Here is a 16,124-nt window from a genome sequence, read left to right on the forward strand (position 1 = left end):
ATACGACCAAAGTTGACTTGTGATACTTATGCTTCGCGTCGACACTGACTATCTCTGTGCAAGGTAATAAAGGTGAAAGAGATGATCAGAAGGCAAGTGGCAAAAGCGGTGGCATATTCGTTATTATCACCGCTAATCGTTGGCATAGTGCTCGGAGGGTATTATGCCCTGATAAGTGGTCAGAGTAAGATTTTGTTTCAAATACTCATGACGGCTGTAGCTAATGCCCATATCGTTGGCCTGTCGATGGGGTTTTTTGTTTTGCCAGCTTATCTGATACTGTTGCGCCACAACAAACTGACTTACTCGGGTATTTTGACCGCGGGTATGCTCGGAGGCGCACTGTTTAGCTACTTGTTTGTTGCAAGCTCTGGTATGGTTTTTATCATTAATGCAGTGATGGCGGCGCTGGGAGGCGGGCTGTTTTTGTTCAGTTTACGGCGCAATGCTCAGAGCGCCTGATGGCTTTTTGTACAGCATGGCGTAGATTTACACTAATTTAATAGTTTTTCTGTCTAAAAGGTTTCATTTAGCTGCACGAAAGAGTACCTTTACTTCTTATGTAAATTTGTTGAATGACCGCAATGCAGAAGAAAAAGTTCTACGATACTCTCAGCCTACAAGCTCAGGCCCTAATTGGTGATGAGCACAACTACATCGCCAATATGGCAAACCTCAGCGCCCTGTTATTTACCTCAATGGAAGACATAAACTGGGCTGGCTTTTACCTGTTAGATGGTAAAGATGAGCTCGTACTAGGTCCTTTCCAGGGCAATCCAGCCTGCATTAGAATCCCGTTAGGCAAAGGCGTATGTGGTACCGCGGCTGCTGAGTTAACGACTCAGCTCGTAGAAGATGTACACAGCTTTGATGGTCATATTGCCTGCGATGCTGCTTCAAACTCTGAAATTGTTATTCCCGTTATGAGAAACGGTGAACTGTTTGCTGTATTGGACATTGATAGTCCGAGTTTGGCTAGATTTGACGATGAAGATAAACTTGGCCTGGAAGCACTGGTAAAATGCTTTGAAGGTACATTGTAAATGAAAGAATTACTCAACGTTCAGGACTACCTGTTTTCCAACTTTGATGTGGGAGACTGGGAAGGGGAAGAAGAGCGAGTTGCAGAGACGCTGAATGAGCTTATTCACGTAGCCTGGGATCAGCTTCCCGATGACCTGGAATGTGAGAAGATCGATTTAATTATAAATGGAATATGGGAACATCTGCGCGGCGAGCTGGCGCTTGTCGAAGCCGAGTATGATGAACTCGTCGACTGGGTTACACATTACATTCAGTCATCTCTTGATGAAAATATTGAACTATAGGTTTAGACATGGAAACCACAAACAAGCTAAAAGATATCAAAGAGGTTCTCGACTTTTTATATGCCGAGTTTCCTCAGTGTTTTAAACAAAAAGACGGTATTAAACCGCTGAAGGTTGGCATATTTAAAGATATTGCTTCCAGAATCGAAGGTTCTGATAAGGTCAGTAAGACTCAGGTTCGTCAGGCATTACGCAAGTACACCTCTTCTTGGCGTTATTTAGAAGCCGTCATCAACAATGAATTTCGTGTTGATTTAGACGGAAATGATGCTGAGAAAGTAGAACAAGAGCACGTAGAGCACGCGCAAAAGGCGTTGGAAGAATCACGTGCCAAAATGGCTAAACGTAAAAAGCCTCAACGTCCCAGACAAGATGGTCGTGGCGAGCGCCGTCGCGATGGTGACACAAAATCTTACAAATCACGTGGTGATAACAAGCACCGCCACGGGAATAAAAACGCTAAAGTTAATGCTAAGCCTGAGCAGCAACAGCGTCGTAGTTCAGGGAAAGTTGAACCTCTGCCAGCAAATGAGGTCAAGGTAAATAATAAGGTTAAAGTGAAGTTGGGACAGGCGTTGGTCAATGCAACCATCACAGAAGTCAACAAAGATGAAGTTCATGTTGAGTTGGTGACGGGAATGCAAGTTAAAACCAAAGCAGAAAGCCTGTTTATTCTTTAAGGAGTCGTGTATGAGTAATAAGTTACCTTTAGTTGGTGTAATCGCACTGTTTGTATCTGGCGTGTGCTCAGCTGCAACACAGACGGTGACGGAAAAAGATATTCCCATATTGGAACCCGAAATCCAGCATGCGACGGCAACCAAAAGGGTAACCAGTAAATTTACTCGTGAACACTATAAGCGCTTTAAGCTAGACGATGCCTTGTCTGAGCAGATATTTGACCGTTATATCGAAAACCTCGATTATAATAAGTCTCTGTTCCTGCAGTCTGATATTGACAAATATGCAGGGTATAAAAAGCAATTCGACGACGCTTTGAAAAAAGGCAAGCTCGATTTTGCTTTTGCTATGTTCAACGACAGTATGCAACGTCGTTATGAGCGCTTTAACTATGCAATTTCTCTGTTAGATACAGAAATGAGGTTTGATAAACCAGACGAATTTGTGTTTGACAGAGAAGACATGCAATTTGCCACGACCCAGGCCGAGTTGGATGAGTACTGGCGTCAGCGTGTCAAGTCTGATGCATTAAGGTTAAAACTTACAGGCAAAGACTGGGCAGGCATCAAAGAAGTCCTGACCAAGCGCTACAAAAATACCATTAAGCGCCTGGTACAAACCAACAATGAAGATGCTTTTCAAATTGTAATGAATGCATTTGCACGTAGCATCGAAGCCCACACTTCTTATTTGTCACCTCGCCGTGCCGAACAGTTTAAGATGGATATGGAGCTTGAACTTGAAGGCATTGGTGCAGTACTTGGTTACGACGAAGATTACACCATTATCCGCAGCCTGGTACCTGGCGGCCCAGCTGACAAGACGGAAAAGATAAAGCCTGACGACCGTATTGTTGGCGTTGCACAAGACGGGGAAGAATTTGTCGATGTGATTGGCTGGCGTCTTGATGATGTCGTTGATCTCATCAAAGGTCCTAAGGGGACCAAAGTAAGACTACAATACCTCAAAGGCAGTGATACCCACGGTACACCTAAGGTTGTTGAAATCGTCCGTGATAAAATACGCCTTGAGGACAGAGCCGCAAAATCGGAAATCTTCGAAGCAAAATATTCAGATCTCACCAGCAAAATAGGCGTGATAGAGATCCCGAGCTTTTACAACAATCTGTCAAAAGATGTGAAAAAAGAGCTTGAAAAGCTTAAAGAACAAAATGTTGATGGGATTATCGTTGATCTTAGGCAAAATGGCGGGGGTTCCTTGTATGAGGCCACTCAGCTGTCAGGTTTATTTATAGATAAAGGTCCGGTAGTTCAAATCCATACCGCTTATAACCGTGTGGAAGCACAGAAAGATAGCGATGGGATAACCTATTATAACGGCCCGCTAACCGTGTTGGTTGACCGTTACAGTGCATCTGCTTCGGAGATATTTGCGGCGGCGATGCAGGATTACGGGCGCGCCGTGGTCATTGGTGAACAAACTTTTGGCAAAGGAACGGTGCAGCAACACCGGGGCCTCAGAAAGACCTATGATCTGTTCGACAATGCTCTTGGTAGTATTACCTATACAATCGCCAAGTTCTATCGTATTGATGGTGGCAGTACGCAGAATAAAGGTGTTATCCCGGATATTTTACTGCCCTCTGCGGTCGACCCTGCGGAATGGGGTGAGAGCCAGGAAGATAATGCCTTGCCTTGGGACAGTATTGTCAGGGCCAAGTACCAGCAATTGGATGATTTGAATCCAACCATTGCATATTTGAATGAACGTCATGGCCTGCGGATTGCGAAAGAACCAGAGTTTGCATACGTTTACGATGATATTGCGCGATACAAAGCCCAAAAAGACGATATTGCTATTTCTCTGGTTGAAGCTGAGCGCACAAAAGAGCGTGAAGAGCGTGATGAACGAGCGCTAAAACGTACCAATGAACGCCTCAAGCGTCTTGGACAAGAGCCTGTAAAAGATTTGGACGATGTACCAGATATCATTGCTGAGCTGGACCCTTACCTGGAAGAAGCAGCGTTGATCACACAAGACATGATCAACTATGGCCGTCTGGCTAAAAACGAAGCGAGTGACTGAGTATTTAATTGCAGGTAAGACGTACAGAAGGCTAAACTATGAAAAGGCGCATTGAGCGCCTTTTTTCGTTACCAGTGCGTGGGAAATTTGTTATTATTGTCAGCTGCAATATTAAAAATAGTCAGGCAGGAATATGCCTGGCGCTGTCTTGGGCGCAGATTCATGTGTTGTGCTCAACATTGAACTGACCCGACAGAGATAATAATAAAGCACTCCATTAAGTGCGAAGGAGTATTCTGGTTTGAGACAACAAAAACAAGCATCCTATCTGGATGCCTTTATTCCTATTGTGGTATTGGTCAGCCTGTTAGGTGCGGCTGTATACCTGTACGGTGATAATTCTTCTTCGGGGCCGAACCAGATAGCCCTGCTATTTGCTACCTTTACAGCTGCGCTGATTGGGCTGAAGAACGGCTTTACCTGGAAAACACTCGAAGAGGCAATGATTAAAGGGATCACCATCTCTTTAGGTGCAATTCTGATTCTACTCATGGTAGGTGCATTGATTGGCACCTGGTTGCTGTCTGGTACGGTACCAACCTTGATCTACTATGGTTTGCAAATAATCCACCCCTCCTGGTTTTATGCTGCTGGTTGTTTGATCTGTGGCATTGTGGCCATGAGTATTGGCAGTTCCTGGACCACAGCTGCAACCATAGGTGTGGCATTACTCGGTGTGGCCAACGGCTTAGGGCTTGACCCGGTAGTTACCGCCGGTGCGGTGATCTCAGGTGCTTATTTCGGCGACAAATTATCACCGCTCTCAGAAACTACCAATCTGGCGCCCGCGGTAGCCGGAAGTGATCTGTTCGAACATATTCAGCATATGTTGTGGACGACAGTACCAAGCTTTGTCATTGCCCTGATTATCTTCATCGTAATGGGTTTCAATGCCGATGTATCGAGCGAATCCGGCAAAATCGACGAGATTGCTACGATTTTGGAAACAAACTTTAATATTGGTTTGGTGAACCTGGTACCCTTGATCATTCTACTTGCTCTGGCGATTAAAAAAATGCCAGCCTTTCCCGCCATCTCTATCGGGGCTGTGATTGGTGCAATCTGGGCGTTGTTATTTCAGGGGGACTTAATAGCGAGTCAGGTCAACCCGGATGAAGGTGTGTTGGTCAGTCACTTCAAACTGGTTTGGGCTACCTTCTTTGATGGATTCAGCCTGGAAACAGGCAATGCTAAAATGGATGATCTGCTTAGTGGCGGAGGCATGTCCAGCATGTTGACGACAACCTGGCTAGTCATGACGGCTTTGATGTTTGGCGCTATCATGGAAAAAACTGGGTTACTTGAGTTGTTTGTTAAGAGTATCCTTAAGGTTGCGAAAAGCACAGGCTCATTAATTGCTTCAACCGTCGCCACTTGTTTTGGTACCAACCTGGTGGCAGCTGACCAATATATTGCAATCGTAGTCCCGGGACGCATGTTTAAAGAAGAATACAAGCAGCGGGGCCTGCGTAGTGTCAACCTGTCCAGAACGCTTGAAGATGGTGGCACGATCACAAGTCCACTTATCCCGTGGAATACCTGTGGTGCTTATATGCAAAGTGTGCTGTTGATTAACCCTCTGGATTATGCCGTTTATGCGTTCTTCAACTTGATCAACCCATTCCTTGCAATAGTCTATGCATACCTGGGTATTAAGATTTTGAAAATTAAACCAAAGGCAATGCAACAGGCTGAGACCACAGCTAACGCGTCGTAATTGCTAACACATAACAATAAACAAAGCGCCTCACTTAATTTGAGGCGTTTTTGCACGTCTTCAATTCATAAATCCCTTTGCCCTCAGCGCAGGCCGTTCTACAATAAAGATATTGATTTATACTCATTTTTTACATTTTGCTTCGTCGCGTCACACGCACTTCGGCAACTGTAAATTGATAATAGGAATTGTCATGACCTCAAAACCTCAGGCCAAATACCTGCATGATTATCAGCCGCCCACACATGCAGTTGAAAACCTCTCCCTAACGTTTGAACTGGATCCGCAGCACACTAAGGTAACTGCTCGGTTTATATTAACGGCACAGGGCGACGCCAGCTCTGTTATGCTCGATGGCGTTGAATTGACACTGAACTCAGTGCATGTAGATGGACAAGTGCACACCAATTATAGGTTACACGATACTGGCCTGGAGTTATTCGGACTGGGTGAGCGCGCTGAAATTGAAATTGTGAACACTATCTCTCCAGGGACAAACACATCACTTGAAGGATTGTACCTGTCAGATGGCGCGTATTGCACGCAATGCGAGGCAGAAGGTTTTCGTAAGATAACTTACTTCCTGGATCGTCCAGACGTACTGACGACCTACCAAGTGAAGATAATCGGCCCTAAACAAATGCCGTGCCTTTTATCCAATGGTAATAAGGTCGACAGTGGTGAATTATCAGACGGTCGCCATTATGTTTGCTGGGAAGATCCCTTTAAAAAGCCTTCTTATCTGTTTGCTTTGGTGGCAGGGGATTTCGATGTTCTGACGGATCAATTTGAAACACGAACGGGGCGTAAAGTTGATTTACAGCTGTTTGTTGATAAAGGAAACCTGAGCAAAGCACCTCATGCAATGACCTCTCTGAAAAAGGCCATGGCCTGGGACGAACAACGCTTTGACCTGGAATACGACCTCGACATTTATATGATAGTGGCGGTCGACTTTTTCAATATGGGCGCGATGGAGAACAAAGGTCTGAATGTTTTCAACAGCGCCTGTGTATTGGCAAACCAGGAAACGGCAACGGATCGGGATTTCCATATCATAGAGTCGATCGTCGGACATGAGTATTTTCACAACTGGACTGGCAACCGCGTGACCTGTCGCGATTGGTTTCAGCTGAGCCTTAAAGAGGGCCTCACGGTATTCCGTGATCAGGAATTCAGTAGTGACCTGGGCTCTCGCGCACTGAACCGGATAGATGCCGTTAATACGGTCCGTACACATCAGTTTGCTGAAGACGCCGGGCCTATGGCGCACCCAATCAGGCCACAACAAGTAATCGAAATGAATAATTTCTATACGGTCACTGTGTATAACAAAGGCGCCGAAGTGATCCGAATGATGCATACTATCTTGGGTGAAACTGGATTTCAAAATGGCATGAAGCTCTATTTTGAGCGCCACGATGGGCAGGCTGTGACCTGTGATGACTTTGTCGCCGCCATGAGTGATGCCAATGGCAAAGACCTAACCCAGTTTAAACTCTGGTATAACCAGGTTGGCACGCCAAAGGTCAGCGCTCGCACGAGTTTTGACGAACAACAAGGGGAGTTTACCCTACATCTGGCGCAAAGCCATGCAGATAATGACCCGGTAGAAGCCCCACTGCATATTCCGGTTGCTATAGAGCTGCTTGATAGGCAAGGGCAGGTCATTAAGGTGCCTGAGTCGATTGCCAAGCAGGGCAAAGTTCTGGAGCTGACCGAGAAGCAACAGAGCTTTGTATTCTGTGGACTCGACAGCGAGCCTGTGATTGTGTTACTTGAAGGGTTCTCCGCACCTTGTTCATTGAGTTACGATTATCAGCAGCATCAATTGCTCCACATCGCCAAATATGCAAGCAGTGATTACGCGCGTTGGGAAGCCATTCAGCAACTTTACAAAGCGGAAATTAAGACTCTGGTAAACACCCAGACATTTTCCGAGTATCAGTTGCCCGAATGTTTGACGCAGGCACTAAACATGTTACTTGACGATCTCAGCGGTGATTTATCAATTTTAGCTGAGCTATTTACCGTCCCCGGGTTTGATGCGCTCAGTGCGGACTATACTCCGGTTCCAGTCGCACAGCTGGAGCAGGCTATTTCTACGGTAGAGTACCAAATAGCAGAACAACTTAAGCCAGCCTGGTGTGCAACCTATTCGCAGCTCCAGGACGATGGTAGCCTTGATGCTAAGGCTGTGGCAATTCGCACAATGAAAAACAAGTGCCTGTTTTATCTTGCTCAGGTATCGGACTCGCAGATCCAAGGCTGGATACAGGCACAAAGTGAAAGCCACAATATGACATTGAAACTGGGTGCGCTCAGGGCGGCAGTGAATGCCCAGCACGTGCTGACGCAGTTGTTGTTGGACGATTTTGACAAGCAATGGCAGTCAGACCTGTTGGTAATGGACAAATGGTTTGCGTTGCAGGCAAGCCGACGCGATGAGCACTGTATAGACAACATTTTGTCACTTTATACCCATCCCTGTTTTGACAAAGCGAATCCAAACCGGGTACGTGCATTGATAGGTGCTTTTACTCGCACAAATCCGCGCCACTTCCATCGTGAGGATGGTCGAGGCTACGCGCTACTGGGCGAATTGATCGCAGAGCTAAATCAGGTTAACCCGCAAAATGCAGCCAGGATCATTACACCTTTGCTGTCTTTCAAACGCTTTGACGAGATTCGTCAGGCTCTGATGAGGGCACAGTTAGAGAAATTAGCGCGATTGCCTGAACTGAGTGATGATTTGTACGAAAAAATCGATAAAGCGCTGAACTAACAGCGCTTTTAGTTGTGATATGTAAAGGTTTTTATCCACAAAATGCATGAGTATTACTTTTACATGGATTTGAGCCATGAACAGTGCATGGCGTATTACCATGGACATGTTGAGTTTATACAGGTCGTTGAGGATGGTGGGAAGCGGATCCGCTTTCCTGCTCATCATATCCGGCGGCATGTCTCAAGTTTGGGAGTCCGTGGGCGCTTTCGTTTGTTGCTTGATGAAAATAACCGCTTCGTAGCGTTGGAAAAAGTAGTTTGATGACAATTATGCGACGAGACATAAAGTATTTTTGTTAAATCGGTTTGTTTTAAACTTAAATTACGTGTTATAACTACTCTGGTAGGACGTCTTACCATGAGTGAAATGCGCTCCAATGAGATAAAAATGCACCGATCAGACGCGTATTATTTGTAATTTAAAGCTATCGCTTCTATCGTTACGACAACAAAAAACAATAACTTGATAAGAATTACCCGCCAAAGGGGGGAGAAATAATGATAAAAACATCGCGCTTTGTGAAGAACAAGATCATGCTGGGCCTCAGTGCTGCATGTCTTGGTGTCGCTGGCACTGCTGCGCAAGCCGCCACGTTCCAAGTTGGTGATTTTGATGTAACCTTTGATTCTACGTTTTCTTATGGCCAGAGTATTCGTATAGAAGACCGCGACTTTGACCATATTGGTAAAAGTAATCACCCACGCTATAACTGGACAGGTTATAATGCCTCGTTAGGCAACACCATCTATTCATCTTCTCAGATCTGGTCGCAGCAGGGTGCATACTCAAACAATGGTGATGCCGGTAATTTAAACTTTGACTCGGGCGACACATTTTCTCAGTTGCTAAAAGGAACACATGAATTTGGCATTACGAAGGACAACTACGGTTTCTTCTCTCGCTTCATGTATTTCAAAGATTTTGCAATGGAAGATGGTGATTTTGCTTACACTAACCCAGTGTCAGGTCAAAAAGTGGATCCCTGTGCAGACGACGATACTAAGGAGCAGGTATGTTCAGATTTACGCTTGTTAGATGCGTTCGTTTGGGCTGATTTTGATCTTAATGGTGGTCAAAACCCATTATCTGTCAGACTTGGTCGTCAGGTTGTCAACTGGGGTGAAAGTACACTGATCAGCCATGGTATCAACGTAAACCCGGTGGACATTGACCGTCTGAAAGCACCCGGGGCTGAACTTAAAGAAGCCTTCATTCCTGTTGGTATGTTTTGGGCCTCTCTTGGTTTAACAGACAATGTGACGCTTGAAGCGTTTTATCAGTACGAATGGCACGAGACTCGCCTTCCTGCGACAGGGAGTTATTTCTCCACTAACGACTTCGCGTCAGAAAACGGTTATAACCAGAATATTCAGCTCGGCTTTACCGCTAACCCTGATATAGATCTGGCTCACCTGACGGAAGCGCTTAACAACCTGCATACAAACTGGATGGGGGCATTAGCTGCTCAAGGTTTGGATGTAACTGATGCAAATGTACTGCAAAGTGAAGAAGCCATTTCTCAGTTAACGTCAATGTACCTGGCTTATCCAACTAAGGTAGCTCTGAAGGGCAAAGGCCACAACGGTAAGATAGAGCCAAAGGACAGCGGTCAGTTTGGTATTCGACTAGGTATCTTCGCGCCTGAGCTTAATGATACTGAGTTTGCACTTTACTACATCAACTACCATGCGCGTCGACCGCTAATTTCAGGTCAAGCGTCTGACTTCCGCGCCGAGTCAATTGCTGCTGATCTTGAATATATCAAAAACAACACGCTGGATGCCGATAATTTCACTAACCTGAAAGCCTTCACACAGGGTCTGATCGAATATCCTGAAGATATCAAACTATATGGTTTGAGCTTTAATACCGCAATCGGTGAAACAGCACTCTCTGGTGAATTTGCATATCGCCAGGACGAGCCACTACAGATCGACGACGTAGAACTGCTGTATGCCGGTATGCTGGAGCAATTGGCATTGTCAGGCATCCGCGAAGACGTTGCTGGCTTATCTCAGTTGAGTAAGGGTGATCAAACCGCTTATGTTAATCCTGGAAAAATTGCACAAGGCTACATTTTGAAAGACACAATGCAGCTGCAATTTACTGCAACGCATTTGTTTGGTCCATCATTGGGGGCCGATAGTTGGGCATTGGTTGGTGAAGTGGGTGGTGTCACCATCAAAGACATGCCTAGTTATGATGAGTTACGTTTGAACGTTGCCGGAACTGGCCGAAGTGGCACAATCGAAGGGGTTAAAGACTACGAGTATGACCTGCTTCATGCAGCGATTTCAAACGGTCCTGAGGTGAATCCTTTCCCAACGGCTTCGGCATGGGGCTATCGACTCATCGCTAAAGGTGAGTACAACAACTTGTTCGCAGGCGTCAATATGTCACCGCGCATTGTATTTTCTCACGATGTTAACGGTATCACGCCAGATCCTATGTTTTTGTTTGTTGAGGACCGTAAATCACTGGGCCTGACACTGAACTTCAGTTATCAAAATGCCTGGTCATTTGACTTTGGCTATAACGCATTCTGGGGTGGTGGCAAGACCAACACATTCTCAGATCGCGACTTTGTTTCATTTAATATCAAGTATTCAATTTAAGGGCTTTCAATATGTTTAGAAAACCTACTATGCTTGCTGCAACAATTATAACGATGATGGCAGCACCGGGTGCATTTGCAAAAATGACCCCAGAAGAAATTGCGCGCCTGGGCGCCGACCTGACGCCAATCGGTGCAGAAAAAGCAGGTAACGCAGACGGCAGTATCCCAGCCTGGACAGGCGGAATCACTAAGCCGCCCGCAGGGTATAAAGTGGGTATGCACCACCCAGATCCGTTCGCAGATGACAAAATATTGTTCACGATTGATAAAACCAACCTGGACAAACATAAAGATAAATTGAGCCCAGGTCAGGTTGCCTTGTTTGAAACGTATCCTGACACGTTCAAAATGCATATCTACCCGACTCGACGCAGTGCTGCATATCCGCAGTTAGTGTACGATGCAACGAAAAAATATGCCGCAACAGCACAGCTGATTGAAGACGGTAACGGTATTAAAGATACTGCAATTGGTATCCCGTTTCCGATCCCTAAGAATGGCTTAGAAGCTATCTGGAATCACTTGCTTCGCTATCGCGGTTTGTCTATTGCACGTTTCGGCGGGCAGGCAATGCCAACTGCATCGGGCTCATACAACATCATCGGCTTTGATGAAAAACTGTTGGTTAAGTACTCAAGCCCTGAAGTTACACCTGAAGAGCTAAAAGAGTCTAATGTTCTGTTTAAGTTTAAACAGAAAGTAACTCAGCCTGCAAACCTGGCTGGTACTGCTTTGTTAGTACATGAAACAATGGATCAGATCCTGACACCTCGTCAGGCCTGGACATATAACACTGGGCAACGTCGGGTGCGTCGTGCTCCGAATGTAGCATATGATGCGCCAGGAACTGCGTCAGACAGTCTGCGTACGACAGACGATTTCGATATGTTTAACGGTTCACCTAACCGTTACAACTGGACATTGAAAGGAAAGCAGGAACTTTATATTCCATATAACAGCTACAAACTTCACAGTGATAAGCTAAAGTATGATGATATTCTGATGGCAGGTCACGTAAATCCTGAGCACGTTCGTTATGAAAAACACCGTGTCTGGGTGGTTGAAGCAAACCTGAAAGAGGGCACTCGCCATATTTATAAGAAGCGTGTTTTCTACATTGACGAAGACAGCTGGCAAATCCATGTTGCCGACCTGTACGATAACCGTGACCAAATGTACCGCGTCGCAATGGCTCATGGTTTGAACTACTATGAAGTACCGACACACTGGAGTACGTTAGACGTGTATCACGATCTCAACTCTCGTCGTTATCTGGCAATTGGCCTGGATAATGAAGAAAGCATGTATGATTTCAGTCAGTCTTTCCAGGACAATGAGTTCACACAAAGCGCTTTACGCCGCGAGGGCAGACGATAAGCGTAACTGCCGGCTAGTGCTGGCAATACGCAACTCCTCAGGAGCCACAGTAGTGGCTCCTGAATTGCACTTCCTATTTCTCTCTCACAATAATTTTCGAGTATTCATCATGATTAAGAAGTTAGTCGCAACCACGATTGCTGTTCTGGCAATGCAAAGTGATGCAGTAGTCGCAGCTTCTGATGCACTAATGGTGGCACATCCACAGCGCACATTACTAACAGATATCAGTTTTACAGGCTCCCGGCTCGTTGCAGTTGGCAAATACGGCACGATCGTCACAAGTAGTGATGGGAATAAATGGCAACAAGCCCAGGTTCCTGTGCAAAGCTTATTAACTGCGGTGACTTTTGTAAGTGAAAGCAAAGGCTGGGCATGTGGTCATGACGCTACAATTCTGAACACCGAGGACGGTGGTCAGAGCTGGCAGATCCAGCAACATTTACCAGACATCGAAAAGCCCTGTCTGGATATTACCTTTGCTAGTGAGCAAATTGGGTATGCTGTGGGTGCCTATGGCATGATGTACGAAACCACAGACGGTGGAAGAAACTGGCAAAAGCGCTTTATTGATGCCTTTGTCCACCCGGATGACATTGAGTATCTGGCCGACCTGAAAGAAGAAGACCCCGTCGCTTATGAAGACGAAACTGCGTTCATTCTCCCTCACTTTAACTCACTTATGATTGATGGTTCAGACCATTATCTGGCTGGAGAAATGGGTCTGTTTGCCGTCAGTAAGGACGCCGGAAAAAGCTGGCAGAGAATGCCAAGTTTTTACGCAGGCTCACTGTTTTCAGTAAATAAAACGTCTGATGGCCGTATACTCACAGCCGGTCTGCGCGGAAATGCATTTATATCCGACTCTGATCTCTCCTCGTTCAATCGCTTGGCACTCAGTAAAACCGCAACTATTAATCAAGTTCTGTCTGTTGATAAGCAGCAGTACCTCTTTGCAAACAGCGGTGTGATTTTCAACCGAACCGAAGACGGGTTATCCAGTAAGCAGCTGAAAAATGGCAAATCCATTATGGCCGGCGTTTTATTCAATGGAAAACTGGTCCTGGCGACTGAACAAGGGATCCAGATAGTAGAGGCTAAACACTAATGCAGTCATTGTTAAACCAACTTGTGTATGTCGTGTTCAGACACAGAGTTGCGATGATCTTTATGTTCATTGTGGCCACTTTATTTTTGGGTTACCGCACAACCCACATCCAGCTCGATGCATCTTTTAATAAAAACATTCCGTTAAATCATGAGTATATGAAAGTATACCTCAAGCATGAAAAGCAATTTGGCGGTGCGAACAGTATCCTTATTTCGGTGTGTGACGCAGACGGTGATATCTTTAACCCCGAATTTTTTTCCCAGTTAAAAGCCGTTCATGACCAACTTTACTTTATTCCCGGTGTAAACCGTCCTCTGGTGAACTCGATTTTTGCGCCCAGCGCGCGTTTTGTTGAGGTCGTGGAAGATGGATTTGCCGGTGGCCCTATCATTCCGGCTAATTTTACGGCGGACGAGGCCGGACTCGCAGTTGTTAAACAAAATATAGAAAAAGCCAAAGTCGTAGGGCGCATGGTGGCCAGCGACTACTCCTGTGCCATGGTAACTGCTCAGTTAATGGAAATTGACCCACAAACGCAGGAAAAGCTCGATACATTGGCGTTTGCTAAAAAACTGGAAAGTGAAATTCGTGCACCACTGAGCACAGATAAAGTCTCTATCCATATTATTGGCTTTGCCAAGATGGCTGGCGATATCGCAGATGGAGCAAAAGGCGTTGTGCTGTTTTTTGCGGTCGCGATTTTGTTTACCTTTGTGATGGTGTGGCTATTCTGTAAGAGCTTCAAGTTAACGCTCTTGCCTATTATGTGCTCCTTGATTGCCGTGGTATGGCAAATGGGCCTGCTCACTATACTAGGGTTTGGTTTAGATCCCATGTCTATCCTGGTGCCTTTCCTTGTCTTTGCAATTGGTGTGAGCCATGGTGTGCAAATGATCAACGCGATTGGTAAAAAAGTGGCGGAAGGCGTGAGCAGTAAAGTGGCCGCAGAAGCGAGCTTCAAAGCCTTGTTAATCCCGGGTGGTATCGCTTTACTATCAGATACAGTGGGCTTTTTGACCTTGCTTGCCATCGATATCGGCATCATTCGTGAACTGGCGATCACCGCGAGTTTAGGTGTGGCTGTGATTATTTTCACTAACCTGATATTGCTACCAATTCTGGCGTCTTACTACAATTCCAGCAAAATTCACCGTGTTGATGATGGTAACTCTCTGAGCCACAGGTTATTTACGGCGTTGCGTGAAGCCTTAGTTAAAACCACCGACAAACGAGTTGCACGTGTTATTTTACTGGTGAGTGCGGTGCTATTTGGTCTGGGCTACTGGCAATCTCAGCATATGCAAATCGGTGATCTACATGCCGGTGCACCAGCGCTGCATGAGGATGCACGTTACAATCAGGATACTTTTCTGATCTCTGATCGCTACGCAATTTCATCTGACATCCTTAAAGTACTGGTAGAGGCTTATCCTGCTGCTTGTACTGAGCATGATACGATGGATAGGATCAGTCGTTTCCAATGGCGTGTGGAAAACTTACCGGGCGTTCAGTCAGCTGTGTCTTTGAGCTCAGTCGCGCAATCTGTCAACGCGGGTTATAACGAGGGTAATCTGAAATGGCAAACTCTGCCACGTAACAGTGCATCTCTGGTGCAGGCTACGTCTCGTGTAGAAACGAGTACCGGTCTGCTAAATGGTGATTGCTCTGTGATGCCTATCATCATATTCATGGCCGATCACAAGGCCCAGACCATAGATAATGTGGTGTCTCAGATCAAAGCTTTTGCTAAGGAAGAGGGCACAGATACAGTGCAATTTAAACTTGCGTCTGGTCCCATAGGTGTAATGGCTGCAACGAACGAGTCTGTATCGGCGGCGCAGCTGCCTATGATGATTTACGTGTATGGCGCAGTGATTATACTATGTCTGATTAGCTTCAGAAGTATACGCGCGACTATCGCCGTTGTATTGCCTTTGTATATAGTATCGACTCTGGCACAAGCATTGATGGTCAAACTCGAAATTGGCCTGACTGTATCTACCTTACCAGTAATTGCTTTGGGCGTGGGCATTGGTGTCGACTATGGTATCTATATCCTGTCTTCTATGATGACACAGCTCAAACAGGGCATGCCACTTTCACATGCGTATCGTAATGCGCTGGCTGAAAGAGGCAGTGCAGTCTTGTTCACTGGGATTACATTAGCGATAGGTGTCAGTACCTGGATTTTCTCGGCGCTCAAGTTCCAGGCGGATATGGGGATATTATTAACCTTTATGTTCCTGGTTAATATGTTGGGTGCGGTTTTATTATTACCTGCAATAGGAACCTTAATCTGGACAGACCAGAAAAAAAAGTGTGAATAAAAGTGCTTATAAATGGCCGGTTTCGGCCATTTATATCTATATTTAGTGAATATCTGACCAACCGGCTGAAAAGGCTATAATGTTTTCGTCGAAAAGGCTTTTTATTAGCGCCAGAAAGGTTAAAATTCACAT

12 protein-coding genes are annotated in these 16,124 nt (G+C 45.6%); all 12 read left to right on the forward strand.

Translation table 11 applies throughout. The features are described from left to right. Positions 1-84: 84 nt before the first annotated feature. Positions 85-462 carry a hypothetical protein gene (locus ACXAH1_RS03625; protein WP_475194444.1) on the forward strand — a complete coding sequence of 126 codons (378 nt, stop codon included), beginning with the start codon at positions 85-87 and terminating at the stop codon, positions 460-462. Between the two features lie 122 nt (positions 463-584). Then, positions 585-1,043 carry a GAF domain-containing protein gene (locus tag ACXAH1_RS03630; protein ID WP_054017184.1) on the forward strand — a complete coding sequence of 153 codons (459 nt, stop codon included), beginning with the start codon at positions 585-587 and terminating at the stop codon, positions 1,041-1,043. Next, positions 1,044-1,328 (forward strand): hypothetical protein, encoded by a 285-nt coding sequence (locus tag ACXAH1_RS03635; RefSeq protein WP_138546150.1) that lies wholly within the window; start codon positions 1,044-1,046, stop codon positions 1,326-1,328. A gap of 8 nt (positions 1,329-1,336) precedes the next feature. Then, complete coding sequence (proQ, locus tag ACXAH1_RS03640) at positions 1,337-2,008, forward strand: RNA chaperone ProQ (RefSeq protein ID WP_475193887.1); 672 nt, start codon at positions 1,337-1,339, stop codon at positions 2,006-2,008. A 10-nt stretch (positions 2,009-2,018) separates the two neighbouring features. Then, positions 2,019-4,055, forward strand: a complete 2,037-nt coding sequence (prc, locus tag ACXAH1_RS03645; RefSeq protein WP_475193890.1) for a carboxy terminal-processing peptidase — start codon at positions 2,019-2,021, stop codon at positions 4,053-4,055. 241 nt (positions 4,056-4,296) lie between these two features. Further along, entirely contained in the window at positions 4,297-5,772 is a 1,476-nt protein-coding gene (gene nhaC / locus ACXAH1_RS03650; RefSeq protein ID WP_138550612.1) for a Na+/H+ antiporter NhaC, read from the forward strand. A 193-nt stretch (positions 5,773-5,965) separates the two neighbouring features. Further along, complete coding sequence (pepN, locus tag ACXAH1_RS03655) at positions 5,966-8,557, forward strand: aminopeptidase N (RefSeq protein ID WP_475193893.1); 2,592 nt, start codon at positions 5,966-5,968, stop codon at positions 8,555-8,557. Between the two features lie 42 nt (positions 8,558-8,599). Further along, entirely contained in the window at positions 8,600-8,821 is a 222-nt protein-coding gene (locus ACXAH1_RS03660; RefSeq protein WP_082353332.1) for a DUF2835 domain-containing protein, read from the forward strand. A gap of 236 nt (positions 8,822-9,057) precedes the next feature. Continuing rightward, positions 9,058-11,175 carry a DUF1302 domain-containing protein gene (locus tag ACXAH1_RS03665; protein ID WP_475193894.1) on the forward strand — a complete coding sequence of 706 codons (2,118 nt, stop codon included), beginning with the start codon at positions 9,058-9,060 and terminating at the stop codon, positions 11,173-11,175. A gap of 11 nt (positions 11,176-11,186) precedes the next feature. After that, positions 11,187-12,554: a DUF1329 domain-containing protein gene (locus tag ACXAH1_RS03670; protein WP_475193896.1), complete on the forward strand. Its 1,368-nt coding sequence runs from the start codon at positions 11,187-11,189 to the stop codon at positions 12,552-12,554. 109 nt (positions 12,555-12,663) lie between these two features. Then, a complete protein-coding gene (locus ACXAH1_RS03675; protein ID WP_475193897.1) occupies positions 12,664-13,662 on the forward strand; it encodes a WD40/YVTN/BNR-like repeat-containing protein in 999 nt (332 codons plus the stop codon). Then, on the forward strand, positions 13,662-15,992 hold the full coding sequence (locus ACXAH1_RS03680; RefSeq protein WP_475193900.1) for an efflux RND transporter permease subunit: 2,331 nt from the start codon (positions 13,662-13,664) through the stop codon (positions 15,990-15,992). The genes ACXAH1_RS03675 and ACXAH1_RS03680 overlap by 1 nt, the downstream gene beginning before the upstream one ends. Positions 15,993-16,124 lie beyond the last annotated feature (132 nt).

This window comes from Pseudoalteromonas sp. AWH4_217, assembly GCF_056161105.1.

What these genes read in the sequence shown, in the direction of transcription:
- ACXAH1_RS03630 (WP_054017184.1), top strand. Translation starts at nt 585, where the DNA reads ATGCAGAAGAAAAAGTTCTACGATACTCTCAGCCTACAAGCTCAGGCC.
- ACXAH1_RS03635 (WP_138546150.1), top strand. Translation starts at nt 1,044, where the DNA reads ATGAAAGAATTACTCAACGTTCAGGACTACCTGTTTTCCAACTTTGAT.
- proQ (WP_475193887.1), top strand. Translation starts at nt 1,337, where the DNA reads ATGGAAACCACAAACAAGCTAAAAGATATCAAAGAGGTTCTCGACTTT.
- prc (WP_475193890.1), top strand. Translation starts at nt 2,019, where the DNA reads ATGAGTAATAAGTTACCTTTAGTTGGTGTAATCGCACTGTTTGTATCT.
- pepN (WP_475193893.1), top strand. Translation starts at nt 5,966, where the DNA reads ATGACCTCAAAACCTCAGGCCAAATACCTGCATGATTATCAGCCGCCC.
- ACXAH1_RS03660 (WP_082353332.1), top strand. Translation starts at nt 8,600, where the DNA reads ATGCATGAGTATTACTTTTACATGGATTTGAGCCATGAACAGTGCATG.
- ACXAH1_RS03665 (WP_475193894.1), top strand. Translation starts at nt 9,058, where the DNA reads ATGATAAAAACATCGCGCTTTGTGAAGAACAAGATCATGCTGGGCCTC.
- ACXAH1_RS03670 (WP_475193896.1), top strand. Translation starts at nt 11,187, where the DNA reads ATGTTTAGAAAACCTACTATGCTTGCTGCAACAATTATAACGATGATG.
- ACXAH1_RS03675 (WP_475193897.1), top strand. Translation starts at nt 12,664, where the DNA reads ATGATTAAGAAGTTAGTCGCAACCACGATTGCTGTTCTGGCAATGCAA.
- ACXAH1_RS03680 (WP_475193900.1), top strand. Translation starts at nt 13,662, where the DNA reads ATGCAGTCATTGTTAAACCAACTTGTGTATGTCGTGTTCAGACACAGA.